Here is a 23914-nt window from a genome sequence, read left to right as displayed (position 1 = left end):
TCCGGGATCGAGCGCGGGGGGACGGCTCGTACGGGCCGTCCCCCCGGCTCTTCGAAGCGGGTCAGTTCGCGAGGCGGAAGTCCTGGCCGCCGACGTCGTAGGTGGCCAGCGGGGTGACCTTGCCGGCCTTGTACTCGAAGACGCCCATCGGACGGCGCGCGACGCCGTGCGTCTTCAGGTCGATCTCCAGGCTGCCGACGGTCGCGCCGTCACCGCCGTAGACGGAGGCGAACTTCGGGTCCTTCTCCAGCGCCGCCTTGAGCTGGGCGCTGTCCTTCGGGTCGCCGCCGGCGGCGGTGACGCGCCGGATCAGGTCCCACACCATGAGGGTCTCCTCGTAGGCGTTGGCGGCGTAGAAGTCGGGCTTGACGCCGTAGGCCTTGGTGTAGGCGTCGGTGAAGAGCCTGGCGAGCGGGTTGGCCGGCTTGGTGGCGTCGAAGTAGTCCATGGCGAACGTGAAGCCGTCCGCGTCGAGCACTCCCTTGGAGGCCTTGACCGCCTCGTCGGTGAACTCGATGCCGACGAGCCTGCTGTCGATGCCGGCGGCTTTGGCCTGGGCGGCGAACGCGCCGGGGGCGGCGCCGCCGAACGCGACCCAGAGCAGGTCGGGCTGGTTCTTCCTGACTTTGGCGATCATGCTCGCGTAGTCCTGGGAGGTCGGCGCGACCGTCTCCCACAGGCCGTTGAACGTGAGGCCGGCGGCCTCGATCTTCGTCTTCATGTCGGCCTGGATCGCCTGGTTGAGCGGGCCGAGGTCGACGCCGACGAGACCGACCGTCCTCCCCTCGGGGTGGGCGCGCTTGAACCACTCCAGGGCGCCGGGCGCGGCGTCCGACGGCGCGACCTCGCGGGTGCCGTAGAAGTACTTGGTGCCCCGGGTGAAGACCTGCGCGCCGCCCACGCCGTCCAAGCTGAGGATCTTGTTCTTGTCGGTGTCGGCGAGCATCGCGCCGAGACCGTCGCCCATCGAGGTGATCTTCGCGGGGACGCCCTCGGCGGCGAGCTCGGACGCGGCCTGCTTGGCGGCGGTCGGGTCGGGGCCCTTGATGTCCTTCACGCTGAGCTCGATGGCGGGCCCGCCGGCCGCCTTGATGTGCTCGATGCCGAGCCGGACGGCCTTCTGCATCGACGCGCCGTTGGCGGCGGACGGGCCGGAGAGGGTGAGCGCCGCCCCGAGCTTGAACCGGACCTGGGCGCCGAGGTCGGTCCCGTCCTCGATGCCGAGGATCTTGACCAGGTCGGCGGCCTGGGTCTTGGCGTCCGCCGCGCTGACGCCGGCGTCGCCCGACCCGCAGGCCGAGAGCGCGAGGGCCGCCGCCACGGTGGCGGCGAGGGGGGCGATCAACCGTCGCCGGCGGGGGTTGCTGCGTGAGGTGGGCATGGTCGGTTCTCCGTTTCGCCGGCCAGCGCCGAAGCGTTGACAGGGGTCATCACACCCCGAACAATTCATGTATTGATCACTACGGTGACTGGAATGATTGCTACAGGGAGGATGTGTGACGGTACCCACAATGTGATGGCTGACACAAGCCTTGATGCGACAGAGTTTCTGGCAGGACGTTCCAAGGTCAGGGGAGTATGGGCGGATGAGGAAGACGGCGCGACGCCACCAGCAGGGCGAGGAGTCGAGGCTGCGGATCCTGGAGGCGACGCTGGCCATCGCGGCCGAGCGGGGATACGACGGCACGTCGATCGCTCTGGTGACGGAGTCCACCGGGCTGCCGCCCAGCTCGGTCTACTGGCATTTCCGCAACAAGGACGAGCTGCTCGCCGAGACCCTCGAATACAGCTACCGGCGCTGGCGCGAGACCGCCCCGACCTGGCAGGAGCGGGTCGGCATCGCCGACCCCGCCGCCGAGATCCGCGACCGGATGGAGCGCGCGTCGCGCGCCATCGTCGACAACCCCGAGTTCTGGCGCCTCGGCCTCATGCTCGGGCTGCTCAACCGGCAGCAGGAGCCGGCCGCGCGCCGCCGCTACCTGGAGGTCCGCGGCGAGACCCGGGCCGCGATCCAGGCCTGGTGGGAGCAGGTGCTCCCGGGCGGCGACGACGAGCGGCGGCGGCTCGTCGCCGAGCGCCTGGCGCGGTTCCACCTCACCGTCATGGACGGGCTCTACCTCGGCGCCCGCTCCGGCCGCGGCTGGAACCTCGACCGGCTGGTCGAGCTGATCGCCGCCGGCGTCCACGCCCAGGCCCTGACCTGGCTGGAGGAGGCCGCGTGAGCGCCGTGAAGCCCGCCGCCCCCCGCCCCGCCGACCGCGAGGTGTCGCGCGTCCGGATCCTCCGGGCCGCGGCCGAGATCGCCTCGGAGAACGGCTACGAGGGCACCACCATCTCCAAGGTCACCAAGCGGTCCGGCCTGCCGGCCAGCTCGGTCTACTGGTTCTTCCGCGACAAGGACCACCTGATCGCCGAGGTCGTCCGGCACAGTTTCGAGCAGTGGATCTCCAGCCAGCCGCGCTGGGAGCGCGACCCCCGCGACGAACGCCCGCTGGCCGAGGGGCTGCGCGCGATCCTCTCGCGCTCGGTGCGCTCCCTGCCCGGCGCGCCCGACTTCCTGCGGATAGGGCAGATGTTGCTGCTGGAGAGCCGGGAGGTCGAGCCGGAGGCGCGGCAGTACTTCCTCGCCACCCGCGACGAGGTCACCGGCAGCATCGCCGCCTGGTTCACCTCCTACTTCGACACCGGGCTGCGGGCCCGCCGGCCCGAGCTGGCGATGGACCTCGCCCGGATCGTGCTGGTGTCCACCGACGGGCTCTTCTTCGCCCACCAGATCGACGACGCCTCCGACCCCGACGATTTCGTCGACGTCGTCGTGGCCATCGTCGAGCAGGCCATCGCGTCCGGCTGAGCCGGGCGCCGGCCCGGCACCTCTCCGGGCGCGTCGCGAAGAGACGGTTGTCACAACGGGGTGGCACGTGGCAAGCTCTGTAGCGATCACTACAGGGAGGAGCCCCGTCATGCCACTGACCGTCCAGGGGTCCGGGGTCATCGACCCGACCCACTTCCGCCGGGTCATGGGCCAGTACCCGACCGGCGTCGTCGTGGTGACCGCGCTCGACGCGGCCGGCACGGCCATCGGCATGGTGGTCGGCTCGTTCACCTCGGTCTCGCTCGACCCGCCGCTGGTGGCGTTCCTGCCCGACAAGGGCTCCAGCTCCTGGCGCGCGCTGCGCGAGTCCGGCGACCGGTTCTGCGTGAACGTGCTCGCCGCCGCCCAGGAGGACGTCTGCCGCGCCGTCGCGACCAGGAAGACCGACAAGTTCCACGACATCGGCTGGCGGCCCTCCCCCGCCGGCAACCCGATCATCGACGGCGCGGTCGCCTGGGTCGACTGCGTCACCGAGCGGGTCCACGACGCCGGCGACCACGACATCGTCGTCGGGCGCGTCCTGGACCTCCAGCTCGGCGACGGCGAGCCGCTGCTGTTCTACCGGGGCGGCTACGGCTCGTTCATGCCGCACTCGCTCGCCGCCGGGGACGCCGACCTGCTCGACCAGCTCCGCCTGATCGACCTGGCGCGCCCGCACATGGAGAGGCTCGCCGAACGGTTCGGCACCGAGGTCACGGCCATCGCGCTGGTCCGCGACGAGCTGGTGCTGGCCGCCGCCGCGGGCCGCACCGAACTGGCCGGGAGCCCGACCCGGGTCGGGCAGCGGCTGCCCTTCGCCGCCCCGCTGGGCAGCTGCTACGCCGCCCACGGCGACGACGCCCTCCGGGAACGCTGGCTGGCCACGATCGCCGAGCAGCTGACCGCCGAGCAGCTCGAACGCCTGCGCGGCGTGCCGGACCTGGTCCGCAGCCGGGGGTACGCGATCGCGCTCGGGCACTCCGAGCTGAGCAACCTCGAACGCGTCAGCACCCTCCTGCACGAGCGCGCCCCCGAGGTCTCCCCGGGGACCCTGCGCGAGGCGATGGCGCGGGTGGCCGACGGCTACAACCCCGCCGACCCCCTCGCCCCGGACGTGGAGCTGCGCTCGCTCAGCGCACCGGTCCTCACCGCGGACGGCGCGGTCGCCTTCACCCTCACCCTCTGGGGACCGTCGGAGTCGCTGACCCCGGCCGAGGTCGGCCGCTACGCGGACGCCCTGCTCGCGGCCGCCGCCGACGCCGGCCGCGCGATCGCCTGACCGGCGACGCCGGTACATAGACTCGGGCAGGTGGAGAGCCGCACGACCCCGGGCGAGCGCCGGGGCAGCGAGGAGCCCGGCACCGACACGGTGCTGGGCAAGATCACCGCGATCCTCTTCGCGTTCACCTCCGAGGACCACAGCGTCGGCTTCGCCGAGCTGGGGCGCCGCACGGGCCTGGCCAAGGGCACCCTGCACCGGGTCGTCGGCGACCTCACCGCGGCCGGGCTGCTCGAACGCGCGGGCGCCGGCTACCGGCTGAGCGGCAAGGTCTTCGAGCTGGGCATGCGGGCCTCGGTCGAGCGGAGCCTGCTGGAGCTCGCCACCCCGTTCCTGGAGGACCTCTACGAACGGACGCACGAGACCGTCCACCTCGGCGTGCTCGACGGGACCGAGGTCGTCTACGTCGCGAAGATCGTCGGGCATCGGCAGGCCACCACGCCGTCCCGGCTCGGCGGCCGGATGCCGCTGTACTGCACGGCGATCGGCAAGGCGCTGCTGGCGTTCTCGCCCCCGGAGCTGTTCGGCCGGGTCGCCGAGGCGGGGCTCGCCCGCCGCACCCCGCGCACGATCACCGCGCCTGGGCTGCTGCGCCGCCAGCTGGAGCGCATCGCCGAGACCGGGGTCGCGTTCGAGCACGAGGAGTCCGCGCCCGGGCTCGTCTGCGTGGCAGCGCCGATCCTCGACCCGGCCGACCGGCCGATCGCCGCCGTCAGCGTCACCGGCCCGGTGACGCGTTTCCGGCCGGACGCCCACGCCGTCCAGGTCAAGGCCGCCGCCGCGGGGATCGCGAGCACCCTGGCCCGGCGGGCGTCCCTGCTCCGCTCCCCCAGCTGAGTTCCGCTCAGCGGAACTCAGCGCTGCGCCCGGCCCGGCGGCCTGCGCCATCGTGGTCCCATGACACCCCACGACCCGATCCGCGCCGCGGCCGACCGGCTGCGCACCGCGCAGGACGACCTGGTGCCGTGCCCGCCGGTCCGCGACCTGCTCGGGGTCGACGACATCGATTCCGCCTACGCCGTCCAGGACCTGTTCGCCGAGCGGCGGATCGCCGCGGGGGCCCGGCTCGCCGGCCGGAAGATCGGCCTCACCTCGCCCGCGGTGCAGCGCCAGCTCGGCGTCGACCAGCCCGACTTCGGGGTCCTGTTCGACGACATGGACGTCTCGGCGGCGGCCGAGATCCCCGTCGCGGGGCTGCTCCAGCCGAAGATCGAGGCGGAGATCGCGTTCGTGCTCGGCACCGACCTCGACCGGGAGATCGCCGGCCCGGACGACGTGCGCGACGCGGTCGTCCACGCCGTCGCCGCGCTGGAGATCGTCGACAGCCGGATCGCCGGCTGGGACATCAAGATCACCGACACGGTGGCCGACAACGGCTCCAGTGGCCTGTTCGTGCTGGGCGACCGGCCGCTGACACTGGCGGAGTTCACACCCGCCGACGTGGTCATGGAACTGCGCGCCGACGGCGTGCCGGTCTCCAAGGGCGACGGGGCCGCCTGCCTCGGCGACCCGCTCAACGCGCTGGCCTGGCTGGCGGCCGGCGCGCGCCGGTACGGCCGCCCGCTGCGCGCCGGCGAGGTCGTCCTGTCCGGCGCGCTCGGCCCGATGGTCCCCGTCACCCCCGGCACGCGCTACGAGGCGGAGATCACCGGCCTCGGCGTCGTGACCGCGTCGTTCACGAAGGAAGCCCGATGAACCCCACTCGAACCCCGAAGACCAAGGTCGCGGTGATCGGCTCCGGCAACATCGGAACCGACCTGATGATCAAGGTGATCCGCACCTCCGCGTCCCTGGAGATGGGGGCGATGGTCGGCATCGACCCGGCCTCCGACGGGCTGGCCCGCGCGGCGCGGATGAAGGTCCCCACCACCCACGAGGGCGTGGACGGGCTGATCGCGATGCCCGGCTTCGAGGAGATCGGGATCGTCTTCGACGCCACCTCGGCCAAGGCCCACGAGGCCAACGCCGCCCGGCTCGCCCCCCACGGCAAGACGCTGATCGACCTGACGCCCGCCGCCATCGGCCCCTACGTCGTGCCGCCGGTCAACCTCGACCAGCACCTCGCCGACGCCGCGGCCAACCTGAACATGGTCACCTGCGGCGGCCAGGCCACCATCCCGATCGTGCACGCCGTCTCCCGGGTCACCCCGGTGGCGTACGCGGAGATCGTGGCGTCCATCGCCTCCAAGTCGGCGGGCCCCGGCACCCGGGCGAACATCGACGAGTTCACCGAGACCACGTCCAAGGCGATCGAGACCGTCGGCGGCGCCGCCCGCGGCAAGGCGATCATCATCCTCAACCCCGCCGACCCACCGATGATCATGCGGGACACGGTGTTCTGCCTCATCGGCGGCGCCGACCACGACGAGATCCGCGCCTCGATCGAGAAGATGACCGCCGAGGTCGCCGAGTACGTGCCCGGCTACCGGCTCAAGCAGGACGTTCAGTTCACCGAGATCCCCGACGGGGAGCCGGTGCACACGCTGCTGCCGGCGGGCGCGCCGCCCGTGACGACCCGGGTGTCGGTGTTCCTCGAGGTCGAGGGCGCCGCCCACTACCTGCCCGCCTACGCCGGCAACCTCGACATCATGACCTCCGCCGCCCTCCGCGTCGCCGAGCGCGTCGCCGCCCGAACGAGCCTGTGAGCGCATCCCCATGAGCATCCCGAACCTGTACATCCAGGACGTCACCCTCAGGGACGGCATGCACGCCGTCCGGCACCGCATGGACCCCGCCGACGTCGCCCGCATCTGCGCGGCCCTGGACGCCGCCGGCGTCGACGCCGTCGAGGTCGCGCACGGCGACGGGCTGGCCGGCGGCTCGGTCAACTACGGTCCCGGCAGCCACACCGACTGGGAGTGGATCGAGGCTGCCGCCCCGCAGCTGAAGAACGCCGTCCTCACCACCCTGCTGCTCCCGGGCATCGGCACCATCGAGGAGCTGAAGCACGCCTGCTCGCTGGGCGTCCGCTCCATCCGCATCGCGACCCACTGCACCGAGGCCGACGTCGCCGCCCAGCACATCGCCACGGCCCGCGACCTCGGCATGGACGTCTCGGGCTTCCTGATGATGAGCCACCTGGCCGAGCCGCGGGAGCTCGCCGCCCAGGCCAAGCTGATGGAGACCTACGGCGCGCACTGCGTGTACGTCACCGACTCCGGGGGCCGCCTCACCATGAACGGCGTCCGCGACCGCATCCGCGCCTACCGCGACGTCCTCGACCCGGCCACCCAGATCGGCATCCACGCCCACGAGAACCTCTCCCTCTCGGTGGCCAACTCGGTGGTCGCCGTCGAGGAGGGCGTCACCCGGGTCGACGCCTCCCTGGCGGGCCAGGGAGCGGGCGCCGGCAACTGCCCCATCGAGCCCTTCATCGCCGTCGCCGACCTCCAGGGATGGAAGCACGGCTGCGACGTGTTCGCCCTCCAGGACGCCGCCGACGACATCGTCCGCCCCCTCCAGGACCGGCCCGTCCGCGTCGACCGCGAGACCCTCACCCTCGGCTACGCCGGCGTCTACTCCAGCTTCCTCCGCCACGCCGAGACCGCCTCGGCCCGCTACGGCGTGGACGTCCGCACCCTCCTGGTAGAAGCAGGCCGCCGTCGCCTGGTCGGCGGCCAGGAGGACATGCTCACCGACATCGCCCTCGACATCACCTCCCAGAAGTCCTAGCCGCGGGAGGCTCGGCCCTGGCCTCGGCGGAGGGGGAGGTTCTGGCGGGCTATGCGCCGACGGCCCGAGTGTTGCGGTTCGGCGGCGCGGGCCGAGGCCTCGCGCTTCTTGCCGCGCTCACCCTGCCTGAGCACGGGCCCCTTGCCGTCGCTGCTCCTGTCGGCCATGATCCCCTCCCGGCGAGGCGGCTCCGGCGGCACGCCTCTGACCGGGAGTGTGTCCCGATTTGTGGTGATTCACTGTAGATCGTCGGTCAAAGTTCCGCAGTGCGGACGGGACCGGGCGCCGGACGAAGCCGGGCCGCAGGTCGGGCTCGTCGTAGAGGCGATGGAAGACGGGGGTCGCCGAGCCCGAGATGGGCGGGACGATCCAGGACCACTCGGCCGGGCACCGGCGCCCGGCGCCCTCCTCCCTGGCCAGGTGGGTGAGGAACCGCCGCGACTCGGTGTGGTGGTCGGTGATCGAGACCCCGGCCTCGCCGAACGAGTGCAGGACCGCGACGTTGAGCTCGACCAGCGCGCGGTCCCGCCACAACGTTGACTCGGTGGAGGTGTCCAGGCCGAGGCGCGCGGCCACCTCGGGCACCATGTCGTAGCGGTCCCGGTCGCCGAGGTCGCGGGCGCCGATCTCGGTGCCCATGTACCAGCCGTTGAACGGGGCGGCCGGGTAGGTGATGCCGCCGATCTCCAGGTCCATGTCCGAGACGGCGGGGACGGCGTGCCAGCGCAGGCCGAGGTCGGCGAACCAGGGGAAGTCCGGATGGGTGAGCGGCACCTCCAGCACGACCTCCCGGGGCAGCTCGAACCACCGGACCGGCTCGCCGGGAGCCTCGATCACCAGGGGCAGCACGTCGAACGGCGTGCCGGCTCCGCCATGCCAGCCGAGAGCGCGGGCGGCGCGGGTCAGCGCGAGGTTCTGCGGGTCGCCCTGGACGGCGCCGTCGGCCTTCCGCCGCCCGGCGTACCGGATGAGCTGGTCGTTCCAGATGCGCGGGGCGGGCCGGCCGGGGCGGTCGGGGGCGAAGACGGTCACGACCGGGCGGATGCGCCCGCCGGCGGTGGCCTGGGCGAGGTGGTCGACGCACTCGGCCGCGACGCCCTCGGCGGTGCGCACCTCCCGCCGGTCGCGGACGCGCAGGCTGCGCCAGTAGAGCCGGCCGATACACCGGCCGCTGTTGCGCCAGGCCACCCGGGCGCCGAACGCGAGCTCCTCCTCGGTGTGCCGGTAGGTGCCGTCGGCGCGGATCTCCTCGCGGACCTGCCGCAGCCGTGCGGTCAGCCCGTCCGCCGAGGGGTTCTCCGCGTGGAACATCCGGAGGAAGTCCTCGGCGGCGCTTTCCAGCTCCGTTGGACGAGATGACGAGAAATGCCCGAAAAGAAACATAGATCCGCCTGTGACCGATCGTGAGTAATTGATCACTAGACGTCACAGCATGCCACGACAGACCGGCCGTCACCGGCTTTACTCGCGATTAGGCAGCGATCACCACGGTCCGTCAGGACGGGGCGTCCAGCCGGGCGACCAGGGTCTTGGGCGCCACCAGGCGATAGGCGTCGGTGACGATCTCGGCGATCTCCGCCCAGTCGACCGGCACGTCGAGGTAGACGCCGAGCCAGCCGCGGTGCCCCACGTACGGCGGCCGGAAGTAGCGCTCCGGCTCGGCCGCCACCAGCGCCTCCTGGGCGCCCGGCGGCGCCGCGCACCAGAAGCCGAGGCGGTCGACGTGATGGTGATCGGCGTACATCACGAACGTCTTCTTGCCCCGGACGAACCAGGTCGGCTCGCCATGGCTGGGCCGTTCGGTCGTCTCGGGCAGGGCCAGGCACAGCGCGCGCAGCGACTCCAGCGGATCGTCGTCGACCATGCGGCCACCCTAAACGGCGCCACCGACATCGCCGGTCGCGGCCAGGACCTGGGCGATCATTCCGAGGGTGCCCCAGTCGACCAGGTCGCGCCGCCGGATCTCACCGAACGTCGCGATCTCGACGTAGGTGCGTTCGCCGTCGGCGGCCACTCCCCTTCGGCCGGTCTCGCGGAGCCTGGCGACCTCGGCGTCGGTGATCTCGGCCGAGTAGACGTGCGCGCGGTGCGCGGACATCGTGGCGTTGACCTGGCGGTCACCGTGCGCGCGCAGGCGGGCCGGGGCGAGGCGCAGGCCGGTCTCCTCGGCGACCTCGGTGACCGCGCGCGCCAGCGGGCCGGCCTCCCCCGCGCCGCCCGGAAGCTCGTGCACGAAGCCGTCTGACGTGGTCGCCGGGCTGCGGAACTCCCGGACCAGCACCACGAGCGTGTCGTCGAGCGCCGGGGCGGGGCGGTAGAGCACGACGGTGCTGATGTCGGGCCGGGCGATCACCACCTCGTTGCCCTTCACCCGGTCCTCCGCCGCGACGTGCACCTGGACGTGCAGGCCCCACTGCCGGCCGATCCGCCAGTGCACGCGGGCGCCGAGCAACGTGTTGCCCGCCCCGCGCTGCGCCGCGTACCAGCGCTGGAACGTCTCGGTGCGCCAGATGAGCAGCGGCACCTCGCGCTCGCCGCCTTCCCGGAGGCCTCCCGAGCCGATGCGGGCGAGCGCCGCGGCGACCGTGCCGGCCAGGTCGGTCGCCATCGGCACGCCGAGCTTGGCGGCGTAGTGCCGCAGGTACTCGTTCTTGGGGGCGTCCGGCGGCGCTCCGAACACCGCGCGGCCGCTGTCGTGCCACACGCCCCACTCGACGTTCGTGGTGAACGCGGGCATCGTCTCCAGCTCGCGCGGCACGTAGAAGATCACTTCGTCGGCGAGGTTGAGGCAGCGTTCCTCCCAGTCGACCTGGCCGACGTAGTCGCCCTTGTAGACGCCGTCGCGGTCCTCGGGGACGAAGACGACCAGCCGGCCGCCGCCCGTCCACTGCTCGCGCAGCTCGCGGAGCGCCTCCGGCCGCCACGAGGGCCCGCCGGGCGTCCGGGGCGTCGGGCCGGCCAGGAAGACCGCGGCGTGCCATTCGCCGGGCGGCTCCTCGTGCGTGCAGACGACGCTGACCTCGTGTCCCACTCCACCCTCCCGCCGGCGTGCTTGGACCCGTCTCTCAGGGGTAGACGCCTCCCCAAACAATCACATAAGCCCGGTCACGAAAGGAATGATCATGGCTGGGACAATGCACGTACCGCGTACCCGCGGGGTCCTGAGCGGCTTCATGCTGGTGCTGATCGGTCTCTGGGGCGGCCTGGTGCCGTTCGTGGGCCCGTACGCCGGCTTCGGCTTCGCGCCCGACGAACCGTGGGTCTACGACACCGACCGGCTCCAGCTGAGCGTCGCGCCGGCGATCGCCGTCGGGCTGGGCGGCCTGATCGTGCTGCTCAGCGCCAACCGCGCGTTCGCGATGTTCGGCGCCTGGATCGCGATCCTCGGCGGCGCCTGGTTCACCGTGGGCGGGCTGGTGGCGACCCTCTGGAACGTCAACGGCATCGGCGCCCCGCTCGGCACCGACGAGGGCAGGGTGCTGGCCGAGCAGCTGTCGGCGTTCACCGGGCTCGGCGTGCTCGCGGTGTTCTTCGGGGCGCTGGCGCTGGGCCGGTTCGCGGTGGTCGGCGTCAAGGAGGCGCGGCTGAACGAGTTCGACGAGACCCGCGTCGAGGAGCGGCCCGACCACTCCGGAGACTCCGGGACGACGCAGCCCATCGCGCCGTCGGCGCACGGCCGCTTCGGCCGCGACGCGACACCCGTGCCCGCACCCCCGCCCGAGCTGCCCCGGCGCGTGCCGGCGGCGACGTCGCCAGAGGACCAGCGGGTCGCGGGTGAGAGGCGGGTGACCTGAGGGCCTAGCGGCGGTGGTTCCTCATGTTGCGGACGGACTTCTCGGTCTCGTAGCTCCGCTTCTCGTCCACCCGCACGTCGTCACGATCGGTGAACATGGCCACGAAGGCGACCAGCAGGCCGACGCCGCCGATCCACGGCTCCTTCCACACGAAGCTGAGGGCCACACAGGCGACCGCAATGGACATGAGCAGCAGAAGCTTCACGTTCGCACTCCCCGACCCGCGCCACCGGACGATCAGTACCGACACCAGACCAAGCGCTCGTTGTGTGAACAACGAGTAAGAGGGAGCTTACATGCCGGGACGGCGCGGCGGGAAGGTCACTTCTTCTTGCCGCGCTTTTCCCGGATCTTCATGGTGACGTCCAGCGGCGTGCCCTCGAAGCCGAACTCCTCGCGCAGGCGCCGCTCGATGTAGCGGCGGTAGCCCTCCTCCAGGAACCCCGAGGTGAACAGCACGAACCGGGGCGGTCGCACGCCCGCCTGGGTGGCGAAGAGGATCTTGGGCTGCTTGCCGCCGCGGATCGGGTGCGGGTGCGAGCTGACCAGGTCGGCGAAGAACTGGTTGAGCTTGGACGTGGGCACCCGGGTGCTCCAGCCGTCCAGCGCCGTCTCGATCGCCGGGACGAGCTTCTCCATGTGCCGCCCGGTCTTGGCCGACACGTTGACGCGCGGCGCCCAGCGCGCGTGGTGCAGCTGCCGGTCGATCTCGCGGTCGAGGTAGTGGCGGCGCTCCTCGTCCAGCAGGTCCCACTTGTTGTAGGCGATCACCAGCGCGCGGCCGGAGTCGACCACCATCGAGATGATCCGCAGGTCCTGCTCGGTGAGGGTCTCGCTGGCGTCGACCAGCACGACCGCGACCTCGGCCCGCTCCAGCGCCGACTGGGTGCGCAGCGTGGCGTAGAAGTCGGCGCCCTGGTTCTCCCGGTGGCGGCGGCGGATGCCGGCGGTGTCGATGAACCGCCAGGTCTTGCCGCCCAGGTCGATCAGCTCGTCGACCGGGTCGCGGGTGGTGCCGGCGACCGAGTCGACGACCGCGCGCTGCTCCCCCGCCACCTTGTTGAGCAGGCTGGACTTGCCGACGTTGGGCCGGCCGAGCAGCGCGATCCGGCGCGGGCCGCTGATCTCGACGAACGTCTCGGCCGGGGCCTCCTCGGGCAGCGCCTCCAGGACGGCGTCCAGGAGGTCGCCGCTGCCGCGCCCGTGCAGGGCGCTGACCGGGTGCGGCTCGCCGATGCCCAGCGACCACAACGCGGCCGCGTCGGCCTCGGCGCCGACGTCGTCGACCTTGTTGGCGACGAGCACGACGGGCTTGCCGGAACGGCGCAGGATCTCCACCACGGCCTCGTCGACGTCGGTGGCGCCGACGGTGGCGTCGACCACGAACATCACCACGTCGGCCAGGTCGACCGCCAGCCGGGCCTGCTCGGCGATCGCCGCGGCCAGGCCCTGGGCGTCCGGCAGCCAGCCGCCGGTGTCGACCACGGTGAAGCGGCGTCCGCTCCACGTCGCGTCGTAGGCGACCCGGTCACGGGTCACGCCCGGCACGTCCTCCACGACCGCCTCGCGGCGGCCCAGGATCCGGTTGACCAGGGTGGACTTGCCGACGTTCGGCCGGCCGACCACCGCCACCACCGGGGCGGGCGGGGCGTCCGGCGCCAGACCGTCCTCGTCGACGGTCACGGTCTCGATGTCGTATTCGCTCACTGTGCTCTCCGCGCTTCTCCGCGTGCCCGCGGGCGCGCTCGTCTACTGCTCTTTGGCGAGGCGGACGACCGCCTCGATGACCTCGTCAAGCCCCAGCTCGGTCGAGTCGATCTCGTGTGCGCCGGCCGCCCTGGCCAGCGGGGACGCCGTGCGGGTGGAGTCGAGCCGGTCGCGGCGGGCCTGCTCGGCCCGGGTCACCGTCACGGTGGCGCCGGGGTCGGCGGCCAGGTCCTTGGCCCGCCGGGCCGCCCGGGCCTCCTCGCTGGCGGTGAGGTAGACCTTGACCGGTGCGTCCGGCATGACGACCGTGCCGATGTCGCGGCCCTCCACCACGATCCCCCCGGTACCGATGATCTCACGCTGCAGGGCGACCAGCCGCGCCCGGACCTCCGGGACCGCGCTGACGGCGCTGACGGCGTTGGTGACCTCGCGGGTCCGGATCGGGCCGGACACGTCGGCGCCGTCGACCATGATCGACGGGGCGTCCGGGTCGGTGCCGCTCGCCAGGACCGGCTCGCCGACCCTGGCGGCCACCGCTGCGGAGTCCTCGACCGGGACGCCGTTCTCGAGCATCCACCAGGTCATGGCGCGGTACATCGCGCCGGTGTCGAGGTAGCGCAGCCCGAGGGCGCGGGCCACGCCCTTGGAGGCGCTGGACTTGCCGGACCCGGAGGGGCCGTCCATGGCGATGACGAGCGACACGATCGCTCCCTTTCGTCTCAAAGGTCCAAAGATCGGCAGCCCGGCGGTCCAGACCCCCGCGGCCCGGCGTTTCAGGCTACCGGCAGCTCAGCCGGGCACCGACCAGCCGCGGGCCCGCAGCTCGTCGGCGAGCCGTTCGGCGTCCTCGGGCTTGACCGAGATCTCCAGCGCGCCGAGCGGGCGGCCGGGCGAGTGCTCGATCGTCACGTCCTCGATGTTGACCCCGGCGATGCCGGCGGCCTGGAAGACCATCGCCAGCTCGCCGGGGCGGTCCGGGATGACCACGGTCACCACGGCGTAGGTCTTCTGGTCGCCGCCGTGCTTGCCCGGGATGCGGGCGCGCCCGGCGTTGCCGCGCAGCAGCAGGTCGGCGACGTGCGCGGCGGCTCCCTCGCTGCCGTCGCGCAGCAGCGAGGCGGCCACCGCCAGGTCGGTGGCGACGCCCTCCAGCACGTCGGCGACGGGCTCGGCGTTGGCCGACAGGATGCCGATCCACAGCCGCGGGTCGCTGGCGGCGATCCGGGTGACGTCGCGCACGCCCTGCCCGGCCAGGCCGAGCGCCACGTCGTCGGCGCCGGTGAGGCGGGCGGCGACGGCGGCCGAGACCACGTGCGGGCCGTGCGAGACCAGCGCCACGGCCCGGTCGTGCTCCTCGGCGTCGACGGTCACCGGCACCGCGCCGCACGCCGTGGCCAGCGCGGTGACGGCCGCGAGCGCCCCGGCCCCGGTCTCGGGCACCGGGCACAACGCCCACGGCCGCCCGAGGAAGAGATCGTCGCGGGCGGCGGCCGGCCCGGACCGCTCCCGCCCGGCCAGCGGGTGCCCGGCCACGAACACGCTGAGATCACAGCCCAGCTCGCGGGCCTGGCCCAGCGGGAGGGTCTTGACGCTGGCCACGTCGGTGTAGACCTGGGCCAGGCCGCGCTTCTGCGCGTCCAGCAGGGTGACGGCGACCGCGGCGGGCGGCACCGCCAGCACCGCCAGGTCGGCGGGCTCGGCGGCCGGGCCGTCGGCGAGCGCCTCGCCGGCGCCGAGCTCGACGGCCATCCGCAGCGACGCCTCGTCGCGGTCGGTCAGCAGCACCTCCGCACCGCGCCCGCGCATCGCCAGCGCGATCGACGTGCCGATCAGCCCGGTGCCGACGACGACGATGCGCCCCGGAATGCCCTCTTCAGCCACCGCACAAGCCTATCGGCGCCGGGGAGCCCCGGTGACGTATGCGCGCCATCCGCGGAACGCCGTGACGTCCGTGGCCCCGGTCACCCCCTGCGCCTCGGCCAGGAACCCGGTCACCCCGCGCCCGTCGTCCAAGATCACCGTGCCGAGCCCGAGCGGGGCGGGGATCGTCCCCAGCAGCGCGCCGACGGCCTGCCGGCTCAGCCGCCAGACCTCCAGGGCGATGCCCTCGGCCGGGCCGTCGCCCGTCCGCACCAGGCCGGGGCGCGGCACTCCCTCCCCCGGCAGCCGGTAGAGCCGGTAGCCGCCCGCGGTCCTGGCCCGGAACTCCAGCCTCCCGCCCAGGGCCAGCAACTGCGGGTTGAGCGGCAGCCCGGACAGGTGCGCCCCGGCGACCGCCAGGAGCGCCTCCCCCGCCGAAACGGTGTCCGGGCCGGTCGGGCCGGCGGTCGGATCGGCGGCTTCGGCGCACCAGCGGGCCGCCAGGTCCAGCAGCGGCCGGTCGGCGAAGGCGGGCGCGATCAGCTGGACGCCGAACGGCAGGCCGTCGGCCCGTTCGCCGGCCGGGACCGCCACCGCGCACAGGTCGAGGAGGTTGACGAAGTTGGTGTAGGTGCCGAGCCGGGCGTTCACCCCGACCGGATCGGCCGCGACGGCGGCCAGGGTCGGGTGCCCGGGAGTGACCGGCAGCAGCAGAGCGTCGATGTCGTCCCAGGCCGGGGCCGCGGCCCGGGCCAGGGCCGCCAGCCGGTCGCGGCCCGCGAAGACCTCCGCCCCGGTCACCGCCGCCCCGGGCTCGACGATGGAGCGGACGGTCGGGTCGACGCCCGTGCGGTCGAGGAGATGGCCGAACGCGCCGTACCGTTCGGCCACCCACGGCCCCTGGTACAGCAGGGCCGCCGCCTCCAGGAACGCCGTGACGTCGACCGGGACGACATGGGCGGCGATCCGCCCGGCGTGCTTGACCGCCCGCTCCCAGGCGGCGCGGTGCTCGGCGTCCAGGTCCAGAGGCCCGGCCGGGACGCCGATCACCCGCATCCGGGCCGCCACCCCGACCGGCGGCCGCGGCGGCGCCGCCCGAGAGTAGGGGTCGTCGGCGTCGGGCGCGGCGAGCACCTCGAAGGCGCGGCGGCCCTCGGCGACCGTGCGGGTGAACGTGGTGACGCAGTCGAGCGACCGGCAGGCGGGCAGCAGGCCGCGCGTGGACACCAGGCCGCGGGTCGGCTTGATCCCGACGATCCCGTTGAACGCGGCGGGCACCCGGCCCGAGCCCGCGGTGTCGGTGCCGAGGGCGAGCGGCACCAGCCCGGCGGCGACCGCGACGGCGCTGCCCGAGCTGCTCCCGCCGGACACGTGCCCCGGGCCGGCGACGCTGTGGCAGGCGCCGTAGGGGCTGCGGGTGCCGACGAGGCCGGTCGCGAACTGGTCCATGTTGGTCTTGCCCGCCGGGACCGCGCCGGCGTCCAGCAGCCGCCGCACCGCGACGGCGCTGGACCGGGCGGGCTCGCCGGACAGCCCCGGGCAGGCGGCGGTGGTCGGCACCCCTTCGAGGTCGAGGTTGTCCTTGATCGCGAACTCGGTCCCGGCGAGCGGGCCGTCCGCGGCGACGCGGGAGCGCCAGGCGTCCCGTTCGGCGGCGGTGAGCTCCCGGATCCACACCGGCCGGCCGGTCATGACGTCGCCTTTCTCTTCGAGGGGGGACGACCCCCCACGCCCCCCGCGGCGGCGCCGCCGCCCGGCTGTTCCGCCCAGCGGGCACGTTCGGCGGCGAAGGCCGCACGGCGGCGCGCGGTGAACGCCGCCGCCTCCGGGGTCTCCGCCGGGGTCAGGTCGGCCAGGGTGAGGGTCGCGGGCTTGGTCTCCAGATCGCGGTGCCCGGCGGCGATGTCGGCCCGCGCCCGGGCCAGCTCGGCGGCGCTCACCGGCTCGAACCGCAGCCGGTCGAAGTGCCGCAGCAACCACGGCGGGTCGCCGCGGTTGGGGAGCCGCCACACCGGGACGGTCCGGCCGAACATCTGGTAACCGCCGGGCCCCTCCATCCCGTACACGCACAGGTAGGTGCCGCCGATGCCGACCGCGTTCGCCGGGGTCCACGTCCGGGCCGGGTCGTACTTGGTCGTGACCAGCCGGTGCGCCGGATCGAGCGGCACCGCCACCGGCGCGCCCAGGTAGACGTCACCGAGGCCCACCACCAGGTACTCGGCGGCGGCGACGACGCCGAAGACCTCCTCCCGGCTCGCCAGCCCGTTGATCCGCCGGATGAACTCGACGTTGTCGGGGCACCAGGGCGCGTCAGGCCGCACCGAGGTCTGGTAGCGGCGCATCGCCTCGTGCACCGACGGGTCGTCCAGCGCGATCGGCAGCGTCACCTCCCGCACCGGGAGCTCGACCGTGGCCGGGTCGGCGAGCGTCAGCCACGCCTCCCCGGCGGCCTCGGCGAGCCTGTCCAGCGGCAGCCGCCGTTCGTCCACGGCGAGCAGCAGCGACCGCACGCCTTCGACGGTCTCCTTCAGCCCGGCGAGGGCGAGGCCGGCGATGGCCCGGGCGAGCAGGTGCATCCGCATCCGCACGACCAGGTCGAGCACGGGCGGCCCGCACTCGATGAGCAGGTGGTGGTCGCCGGAGCGGCGCGCGGTCAGCGCCGGGCGGCCGCCGGTCGCGGGCAGGTCGAGCAGAGGGGCCGGCCGCCGCACCACCGGCCCCCGCGCTGCCGTTCCCCGCGCCGGCGTTCCCGGCTCCGGCGCCGGTCGCGCGTCCCGCGGTTCGGGGAGGTGGAAGGTGGCCAGCGCTGACCGGACGTCCGCCAGCTCGGCCGCGCGGGCGGCGTTGAGCCCGGCCGCCTCCTCCGGCGTGACGGGCCGCAGCCGTACCGTGTCGCCGGGCCGCGCCTGCGCGAGCTTCCAGCGGTCGGCGCGGACGACGGCGGCCGGGACGACGAAGCCGCCGAGGCTCGGGCCGTCCGGCCCGACGATCACGGGGGTGCCGCCGGAGAGCATGATCCCGCCGACCGGGTAGGCGCTGTCGTGGATGTTGCTGGGGTGCAGGCCCGCCTCGCCGCCGTCGGTCCTGGCGAACGCCGGGACCGGACCGGCCAGCCGCACGCCGGTGCGGTCGGAGCGGTGGTCGACGCGCCATTCCGCGCCGAAGAACGTCGCGAGCCCGTCCTCGGTGAGGTAGTCGGGCGCCCCGTGCGGGCCCGGCACGACCCGCAGGTCCCACGTCCCGGTCGGCGGCCGCAGGAGCGGCGTGACCTCGGCGGGCTCGACGGGGTTCTGCACCGCCCGGACGGCGAGCTCGTCGCCCTCCCGCAGGGCCCGTCCCTCGTGGCCGCCGAACCCGCCGAGCAGGAACGTGGCACGGCTGCCGAGCACGTGCGGCACGTCGAGCCCGCCCCGCACGGCCAGGTACTGGCGGAGGCCGCCGTCGGCGAGGCCGAGGTCCAGGACCATGCCGGGAGACACGGCGACCGGGACGCCCGGCCGCACCCGCCGCCCGTCCAGGACGGCCCGGCCGACCGCGCCGGTGAGGCAGACGAGCGCGCGGCCGGTGAACCGCAGCACCGGGCCGTTCAGCACCGCCTCCAGCCCGGCCGCGCCCGGGTCGTTGCCGACCGCGATGTTGGCCAGCGCGAACGAACGGTCGTCCCACGCGCCCGAGGGCGGCACGCCGACGCCCCAGTGGCCGGTACGGCCCGGCAGGTCCTGGACGGTCGTCTGCACCCCGGGCGCGATGACCTTCACTCGTCCCACCCGAGCAGCCGGACGGGCGTGGGGTCGTAGCCGTTGCAGGGGTTGTTGAGCTGCGGGCAGTTGCTGATGAGGATGAGCAGGTCGCGCTCGGCGCGCAGCTCGACGTGCTTGCCGGGGGCCGACAGGCCGTCCTCGAACGTGAGCCCGCCGTCGGTGGTGAGCGGCACGTTCATGAAGAAGTTGACGTTGTGGGTCAGGTCGCGCTTGTCCAGCCCCTTCCCCCACCCGATGGCCTGGGCGAGGAACGTGGCGCGGCAGGCGTGCTCGTGCCGGGTGTGCTCGCCGTACCGCACGACGTTGCTCTCCTGCGCGCACGCCCCGCCGAGCGTGTCGTGCCGGCCGCAGGTGTCGTCGACGATGGTGGCCAGCGGATCCAGCCGGGCGCTCAGCAGGCGCGAGCCCGTCGTCAGGTAGACGGCGCCCTGCTCGCGGACGGTGTCGACGGCGCTGTAACGGTTGGCGTGGTCGCGGGCGTCGAAGAAGAGGGTGTCGACGGCCTGGTTGCCCTTCAGGTCGACGATGCGGAACCGGCCGCCCGCCGGGATCTCGCCGATCCAGCCGTCCCCGGGGGCGACCTCCACGTCCAGCAGCGTGCGCGCCTCGCGGTCCTCCTGCGCGCGCAGGGTCTGGGTGCTCACTGGTAGGTCCTCTCTGCTTCGGCGAGGGCGCGGCCGGACTCGTCGCGGAACACCCGGGAGGGGTCGTCGGGGCCGGGGGCGGGCACCGCGCGAACCGTGGCGCGCACCGCGGCCGGCGACCAGGCGGTGGCGAGCGGGTGCGGCGCGGTGGACAGCATGATCAGGACGTCCTGCTCGGCGCGCAGCTCCACCCAGTCGCCGGTGCGGGCGTGGCCGTGCACGAACGCCAGCCCGCCGCGCTCGTCGCCGGTCGGCGCCACCTTGGAGAAGAAGTTGACGGTGGCGTGCAGGTCCCGTTCGCCCAGGCCGTGCTTCCACAACTCCTCGAGCAGGCCGTCGCGGGCGCTGCGCCGCCGGTCGTTGCGGTGCTCGGCGTACGAGGTCGGACCACCCGGCACGTGCGCGTCCAGCGAATGGCCGCTGATCGCGTCGTGCCAGGTGAGCGAGGAGCCGGTGACCGAGCACAACGCCTTTCCCAGGTCCGACATCAGGACCATGGGCGCGGCGATCCTGGCCGCCATCTGCGCCTTGAGCGTGTCGGGGACGTTGAGCCGCTCCAGCGGGCGGTCCGCCGCGTAGATCAGGGTGCTGACGTTGGCGCCCGGTCCGAGGCACTCCAGCCGTACGGCGCGGTGCCGCCGCAGGATCATCGACCAGGCGGCGCCGCCGGGCACGTCGTGCGAGAAGATCATGACGCGCTCCCCTCGGCGGCCGGAGCCGGGGCCGGGGCCGCGGCGACGGTCAGGGGCCGGGCCCGGCGGGCGGCCAGGATCGCCGCTCCGGCCAGCGCGGCACCGCCCAGGACCAGCACCGGGAACCAGCGCAGCAGCGGGTCGCCGCCGTCCGGGTCGTACACCGCGGCGCGCGGCCAGGCGATGTTGACCGCCATGGCCAGCCCGTAGCCGACGGCGAGCAGGTTGACGGCGAGCCCGAAGCGGCCGAGCGAGAACGTGCCCGCCGGCGCCTCCGCCAGCCCGCCGCGCAGCCGCGCGACCAGCCCCGGCACGGTCACCAGCAGGTAGGCGACATAGACGACGCAGACGGACGCGCCGGTGATCGCGGTGAAGATCTGCGCGTTGCCGATGTTGACGGCCAGCAGCGCGACCGCCAGCACGCCGATCACCACGGTGGGCAGCACCGGGGCGCCGGTCCTGGCGTTCACCTTGGCCAGCCGGGACGAGAACGGCAGCACGCCGTCGCGGGCCATCGAGAACATCAGCCGCGACGCCGCCGTCTGGATGGCGAGCGTGCACACCACGACCGCGATCGCCACGTCCACCAGCAGCGCCTTGCCGAGCCCGGTGCCGAGCGCCCCGGTCAGCACGTACGGCAGCCCCTCGGCCGAGAGCCGGCCGTCGGTGAGGCTCGGCGCCGCCATCAGGGCCGCGACCAGGAGCAGCGCGCCGCCGACGCCGGACGCGACCAGCGCGCGGATGATCGCGCGTGGCGCGGTGCGCCGCGGATCCCTGGTCTCCTCCGACAACTCGGCGGCGCTGTCGAACCCGTACATGACGTACGCGGCCATGAGCGCCGAGGCCAGGAACGCCCACACGTAGCCGTCGCCGCCCGCGGCGCCGGTGTCGGTGACGACGCCCGGTCCGCGCTCGGAGTTGGCCAGCAGCAGCGCGACCAGCAGCGCCACGCCGGCCAGTTCGCAGGCGACGCCCACGCTGTTGACCACGGCCATGGCGCGGACGCCGACCGCGTTGATGATCGTGGTGACGGCGATGAGCAGCGCGCCGAGCAGCACCGCGTTGGTGGCGCCGGACGTGCTGGTCAGCGCGGACTCGCCCGGGACGATCTGGAAGCCCGACCAGATGGTGGGCAGCACGACCTGCAGCGCGATCGCCGCGGCCGCGGTGGCGATGATCTCGCCGACGAGCATCAGCCAGCCCGCCGACCAGCCGGTCACCGCGCCCGCGAGGCGCCGCGCCCACTGGTAGATCGCGCCCGACAGCGGGTAGCGCGCCGCCAGGTCGGCGAAGACCAGCGCCACCATGAGCTGCCCGGCGAACACCAGCGGCCAGGTCCAGAAGAACGCCGGGCCGCCGAAGGCGAAGCCGAACGCGAAGAGCTGGAAGACGGTGGTGAGGATGGAGACGAACGAGAACCCGGCGGCGAAGGAGGCGAAGGCGCCGAGCCTGCGGCGCAGCTGCTGCGGGTATCCGAACTCGGCCAGGTCGATGCTGTCGTGGTCGGCCCGGCCCTGGTCCACGGTCGCTGTCATGACGAGTGGTTCCTCCCTGCGGTGATGTGGGAGGGCCGGGTACGGCGATACGCCGAATCAGGCATGGGACGGCCCTCCGGAGGTCGTCCACCCCCGTGGGAAGGGGGCGGACAGGCAAGTCCTCCCGGGCTTTTGTCCCGCCGTGGAACGGGGCGTCGCCGCCCCGCCTGCATCTCTCGGACCAGACCCGCTCAGCGGTGGCGGCGGAACCCTAGATGCGCCCCGCCTTGGCCTGCGGGTCGGGCACCACTTCACGCCGGAGCGGTCACCGCGCAATGTCCCGATCGTTAAGCCCGCGTAAGAAAGCCCTCACCGCGACGCGGTGAGGGCCGTGCGGCCGGCGCCCGTACGGCCGGGCGCCGGCGCCTCGACGAGCCGCCGGGCTCGGCCGCTACTGGGCGATGTCGAGCCGCAGCGCGGTGGCGCCGCGCAGGTAGACGTGCTGGATCTCCGACCGGGGCCGGTCGACCTCGGCGTGCGCCATCAGCCGGATCACGTGCGGCAGCGCGTGCGGCACCGCGATCTCGCTGGCGCACAGCAGCGGCACCTCGTGGAAGCCGAGCTTGCGCGCGGCCAGCGCCGGGAACTCTGCGGTGAGGTCGGGGGTCGCCGTGAAGATCACGCTGATGACGTCGTCGGTGGTCAGCTCGTTGCGGGACATGACCTCCGTGACGAGCTCGGTCGTCGCCTCCAGGATCTGCTCCCGGTCGTCGGCGTCGACCTGCGTCGCCCCTCGGATCGCGCGTACCGCCATCGGCTTCCCCTCCTACAGGTCCACGGCCTTGTAGAGCTCACCGACCTCTTTCACGGTCAGCGCCCGCATGTTGCCCGGCTTGAGCAGGCCGAGCTTGATCGGTCCGAACTCTATTCTGGCCAGCTGCTGAACCGGGAATCCGACCTCCTTGAGCAGCCGCCGCACGATGTGCTTGCGGCCCTCGTGCAGGGTGATCTCCACCAGGATCCGGCGGCCGACCTGGTCGAAGATCCGGAACTTGTCGGCCTTGGCCGGCCCGTCCTCCAGCTGGACGCCCGCCCTGAGGCGCTTGCCGAGGTCACGCGGGATCGGCCCGTGGATCTCCGCCAGGTACTTCTTCTCCACGCCCCAGCTGGGGTGGGTCAGCCGGTGCGCCAGCTCACCGTCGTTGGTGAGCAGGATCAGGCCCTCGGTGTCGGTGTCGAGCCGGCCGACGTGGAAGAGCCGCTCGGGCACCTCGACGTAGTCGGCCAGCGACTTGCGGCCGCGCTCGTCCTTCATGGTGCTGACCACGCCGCGCGGCTTGTTGATCATGTAGTACCGCATCTCGGAGCGGGTCTCGACCCGGCGTCCGTCGACGTGGATGACCGCCGTCCGGGGGTCCACCTTCTCGCCGAAGCGGAAGACGGTCTTGCCGTCGACGGTGACCCGGCCCTCGCCGATCAGTTCCTCGCAGTGGCGGCGGCTGCCGATCCCGGCCTCGGCCAGGACCTTCTGGAGCCGTACACCCTCGTCGTTGTCGTTCAATGTCCCTCGATGATCTCTTCAGGCAGTTCGTCGGGCAGGTAGGGGGCGAGGTCGGGGAGCTCGTCCAGGTCGCGCAGTCCCAGCCTCTCCAGGAAGTACCCGGTCGTGCGGTAGAGGTGCGCCTGGGTCTCGGGGTCCTGCCCCGCCTCCTCGATCAGGCCCCGCAACGTCAGCGTGCGGATGACGCCGTCGCTGTTGACGCCGCGGATCGCGGACACCCGGGCCCGGCTCACCGGCTGGCGGTAGGCCACCACGGCGAGCGTCTCGAGGGCCGCCTGGGTCAGCCGGGCCTGCTGCCCGTCGGTGACGAAGCGCTCCACCACCGGGGCGCACACGTCCCGGGTGTAGTAGCGCCAGCCGCCGGCGACCTCCCTCAGGTCGAACCCCCGGCCCTGCTCGGTGTATTCCGCGGCCAGCTCGCGCAGGGTCGCCGCCACGTCGTCGCGGGGCCGTTCCAGGATCTGCGCCAGCGTGATCTCGGCGACCGGCTCGTCCACCACCAGCAGGATCGCCTCGACCGAGGCCCGCAGCTCCGGAAGATCGTCTGCCGCGGGCTCCTCCTCGGGCATGCCCGCCGGCGCGTCCTGCACCGGCTCGGCCGGGCTCTCCCCGGCAGAC

At 73.4% G+C, this 23914-nt stretch carries 24 protein-coding genes and 1 riboswitch; of the genes, 8 read left to right on the top strand and 16 right to left on the bottom strand.

The window, feature by feature from the left end:
• Nucleotides 1-61: 61 nt before the first annotated feature.
• Nucleotides 62-1381 (bottom strand): ABC transporter substrate-binding protein, encoded by a 1320-nt coding sequence (locus ABZ810_RS20030; RefSeq protein WP_358404945.1) that lies wholly within the window; start codon nt 1379-1381, stop codon nt 62-64.
• 205 nt (nt 1382-1586) lie between these two features.
• On the opposite strand from ABZ810_RS20030, the gene ABZ810_RS20025 reads away from it, so the two are divergent.
• The 7 genes from ABZ810_RS20025 (at nt 1587) to dmpG (ending at nt 7802) form a co-directional block, all read left to right on the top strand.
• Entirely contained in the window at nt 1587-2222 is a 636-nt protein-coding gene (locus ABZ810_RS20025; protein ID WP_358404943.1) for a helix-turn-helix domain-containing protein, read from the top strand.
• Entirely contained in the window at nt 2219-2851 is a 633-nt protein-coding gene (locus ABZ810_RS20020) for a TetR/AcrR family transcriptional regulator (protein WP_358404941.1), read from the top strand. The genes ABZ810_RS20025 and ABZ810_RS20020 overlap by 4 nt, the downstream gene beginning before the upstream one ends.
• A 109-nt stretch (nt 2852-2960) precedes the next feature.
• Nucleotides 2961-4130, top strand: a complete 1170-nt coding sequence (locus ABZ810_RS20015; RefSeq protein ID WP_358404938.1) for a flavin reductase — start codon at nt 2961-2963, stop codon at nt 4128-4130.
• Between the two features lie 30 nt (nt 4131-4160).
• Nucleotides 4161-4967, top strand: a complete 807-nt coding sequence (locus ABZ810_RS20010) for an IclR family transcriptional regulator (protein WP_358404936.1) — start codon at nt 4161-4163, stop codon at nt 4965-4967.
• A gap of 60 nt (nt 4968-5027) precedes the next feature.
• Complete coding sequence (locus ABZ810_RS20005) at nt 5028-5825, top strand: fumarylacetoacetate hydrolase family protein (RefSeq protein ID WP_358404933.1); 798 nt, start codon at nt 5028-5030, stop codon at nt 5823-5825.
• Nucleotides 5822-6775: an acetaldehyde dehydrogenase (acetylating) gene (locus ABZ810_RS20000; protein ID WP_358404930.1), complete on the top strand. Its 954-nt coding sequence runs from the start codon at nt 5822-5824 to the stop codon at nt 6773-6775. The genes ABZ810_RS20005 and ABZ810_RS20000 overlap by 4 nt, the downstream gene beginning before the upstream one ends.
• Nucleotides 6776-6785: 10 nt before the next feature.
• Entirely contained in the window at nt 6786-7802 is a 1017-nt protein-coding gene (gene dmpG / locus ABZ810_RS19995; RefSeq protein WP_358404928.1) for a 4-hydroxy-2-oxovalerate aldolase, read from the top strand.
• Nucleotides 7803-7919: 117 nt separating this feature from the next.
• Here the strand turns inward: dmpG and ABZ810_RS19990 are convergent, their stop codons facing one another.
• From ABZ810_RS19990 to ABZ810_RS19980, 3 genes are all read right to left on the bottom strand, one after another.
• Nucleotides 7920-9185, bottom strand: coding sequence for a nitric oxide synthase oxygenase (locus ABZ810_RS19990; RefSeq protein ID WP_358404926.1), 1266 nt, complete (start codon nt 9183-9185; stop codon nt 7920-7922).
• A gap of 112 nt (nt 9186-9297) precedes the next feature.
• Entirely contained in the window at nt 9298-9666 is a 369-nt protein-coding gene (locus tag ABZ810_RS19985; RefSeq protein WP_358404924.1) for an MmcQ/YjbR family DNA-binding protein, read from the bottom strand.
• 9 nt (nt 9667-9675) lie between these two features.
• Entirely contained in the window at nt 9676-10833 is a 1158-nt protein-coding gene (locus ABZ810_RS19980; RefSeq protein WP_358404922.1) for a nucleoside 2-deoxyribosyltransferase domain-containing protein, read from the bottom strand.
• Nucleotides 10834-10924: 91 nt separating this feature from the next.
• Between ABZ810_RS19980 and ABZ810_RS19975 the strand changes: the two genes are divergently transcribed.
• Nucleotides 10925-11596, top strand: coding sequence for a hypothetical protein (locus tag ABZ810_RS19975; RefSeq protein ID WP_358404920.1), 672 nt, complete (start codon nt 10925-10927; stop codon nt 11594-11596).
• A gap of 4 nt (nt 11597-11600) precedes the next feature.
• Here ABZ810_RS19975 and ABZ810_RS19970 read toward each other — a convergent pair whose 3' ends face one another.
• The 12 genes from ABZ810_RS19970 to scpB form a co-directional block, all read right to left on the bottom strand.
• Nucleotides 11601-11801, bottom strand: coding sequence for a hypothetical protein (locus ABZ810_RS19970; RefSeq protein WP_358404919.1), 201 nt, complete (start codon nt 11799-11801; stop codon nt 11601-11603).
• 116 nt (nt 11802-11917) lie between these two features.
• Entirely contained in the window at nt 11918-13303 is a 1386-nt protein-coding gene (gene der, locus ABZ810_RS19965) for a ribosome biogenesis GTPase Der (protein ID WP_358404917.1), read from the bottom strand.
• 42 nt (nt 13304-13345) lie between these two features.
• Nucleotides 13346-14005, bottom strand: a complete 660-nt coding sequence (gene cmk, locus ABZ810_RS19960; RefSeq protein WP_358404915.1) for a (d)CMP kinase — start codon at nt 14003-14005, stop codon at nt 13346-13348.
• Between the two features lie 87 nt (nt 14006-14092).
• Complete coding sequence (locus ABZ810_RS19955) at nt 14093-15184, bottom strand: prephenate dehydrogenase (RefSeq protein WP_358404913.1); 1092 nt, start codon at nt 15182-15184, stop codon at nt 14093-14095.
• Nucleotides 15185-15193: 9 nt separating this feature from the next.
• Complete coding sequence (gene atzF, locus ABZ810_RS19950; RefSeq protein ID WP_358404912.1) at nt 15194-16855, bottom strand: allophanate hydrolase; 1662 nt, start codon at nt 16853-16855, stop codon at nt 15194-15196.
• Nucleotides 16852-18921, bottom strand: coding sequence for a 5-oxoprolinase/urea amidolyase family protein (locus tag ABZ810_RS19945; RefSeq protein ID WP_358404910.1), 2070 nt, complete (start codon nt 18919-18921; stop codon nt 16852-16854). Before ABZ810_RS19945 ends, atzF begins: the two co-directional genes overlap by 4 nt.
• Entirely contained in the window at nt 18918-19568 is a 651-nt protein-coding gene (locus ABZ810_RS19940; protein ID WP_358404907.1) for an urea amidolyase associated protein UAAP2, read from the bottom strand. Before ABZ810_RS19940 ends, ABZ810_RS19945 begins: the two co-directional genes overlap by 4 nt.
• Complete coding sequence (locus tag ABZ810_RS19935; protein ID WP_358404905.1) at nt 19565-20260, bottom strand: urea amidolyase associated protein UAAP1; 696 nt, start codon at nt 20258-20260, stop codon at nt 19565-19567. The genes ABZ810_RS19940 and ABZ810_RS19935 overlap by 4 nt, the downstream gene beginning before the upstream one ends.
• Nucleotides 20257-21795 (bottom strand): amino acid permease, encoded by a 1539-nt coding sequence (locus ABZ810_RS19930; protein ID WP_358404902.1) that lies wholly within the window; start codon nt 21793-21795, stop codon nt 20257-20259. Before ABZ810_RS19930 ends, ABZ810_RS19935 begins: the two co-directional genes overlap by 4 nt.
• 119 nt (nt 21796-21914) lie before the next feature.
• A riboswitch (guanidine-I (ykkC/yxkD leader) is annotated at nt 21915-22021 on the bottom strand.
• 165 nt (nt 22022-22186) lie between these two features.
• Complete coding sequence (gene aroH, locus ABZ810_RS19925; RefSeq protein ID WP_358404900.1) at nt 22187-22549, bottom strand: chorismate mutase; 363 nt, start codon at nt 22547-22549, stop codon at nt 22187-22189.
• A gap of 12 nt (nt 22550-22561) precedes the next feature.
• A complete protein-coding gene (locus tag ABZ810_RS19920; RefSeq protein ID WP_358404898.1) occupies nt 22562-23296 on the bottom strand; it encodes a pseudouridine synthase in 735 nt (244 codons plus the stop codon).
• Nucleotides 23293-23865, bottom strand: a complete 573-nt coding sequence (gene scpB / locus ABZ810_RS19915) for an SMC-Scp complex subunit ScpB (protein ID WP_358405519.1) — start codon at nt 23863-23865, stop codon at nt 23293-23295. Before scpB ends, ABZ810_RS19920 begins: the two co-directional genes overlap by 4 nt.
• Between the last annotated feature and the right edge of the window lie 49 nt (nt 23866-23914).

The organism is Spirillospora sp. NPDC047279 (genome assembly GCF_040643285.1).
Classification (GTDB): domain Bacteria; phylum Actinomycetota; class Actinomycetes; order Streptosporangiales; family Streptosporangiaceae; genus Spirillospora.
This window is presented reverse-complemented; position numbering and strand designations above follow the sequence as displayed.

Coding starts and splice junctions, on each gene's coding strand:
- scpB (WP_358405519.1), bottom strand. CDS start 23,865: ATGCCCGAGGAGGAGCCCGCGGCAGACGATCTTCCGGAGCTGCGGGCC.
- ABZ810_RS19985 (WP_358404924.1), bottom strand. CDS start 9,666: ATGGTCGACGACGATCCGCTGGAGTCGCTGCGCGCGCTGTGCCTGGCC.
- ABZ810_RS20000 (WP_358404930.1), top strand. CDS start 5,822: ATGAACCCCACTCGAACCCCGAAGACCAAGGTCGCGGTGATCGGCTCC.
- ABZ810_RS19935 (WP_358404905.1), bottom strand. CDS start 20,260: ATGATCTTCTCGCACGACGTGCCCGGCGGCGCCGCCTGGTCGATGATC.
- dmpG (WP_358404928.1), top strand. CDS start 6,786: ATGAGCATCCCGAACCTGTACATCCAGGACGTCACCCTCAGGGACGGC.
- ABZ810_RS20025 (WP_358404943.1), top strand. CDS start 1,587: ATGAGGAAGACGGCGCGACGCCACCAGCAGGGCGAGGAGTCGAGGCTG.
- ABZ810_RS19930 (WP_358404902.1), bottom strand. CDS start 21,795: ATGACAGCGACCGTGGACCAGGGCCGGGCCGACCACGACAGCATCGAC.
- ABZ810_RS20005 (WP_358404933.1), top strand. CDS start 5,028: ATGACACCCCACGACCCGATCCGCGCCGCGGCCGACCGGCTGCGCACC.
- aroH (WP_358404900.1), bottom strand. CDS start 22,549: ATGGCGGTACGCGCGATCCGAGGGGCGACGCAGGTCGACGCCGACGAC.
- ABZ810_RS20015 (WP_358404938.1), top strand. CDS start 2,961: ATGCCACTGACCGTCCAGGGGTCCGGGGTCATCGACCCGACCCACTTC.
- ABZ810_RS19975 (WP_358404920.1), top strand. CDS start 10,925: ATGGCTGGGACAATGCACGTACCGCGTACCCGCGGGGTCCTGAGCGGC.
- ABZ810_RS19990 (WP_358404926.1), bottom strand. CDS start 9,185: ATGTTTCTTTTCGGGCATTTCTCGTCATCTCGTCCAACGGAGCTGGAA.
- ABZ810_RS20030 (WP_358404945.1), bottom strand. CDS start 1,381: ATGCCCACCTCACGCAGCAACCCCCGCCGGCGACGGTTGATCGCCCCC.
- atzF (WP_358404912.1), bottom strand. CDS start 16,855: ATGACCGGCCGGCCGGTGTGGATCCGGGAGCTCACCGCCGCCGAACGG.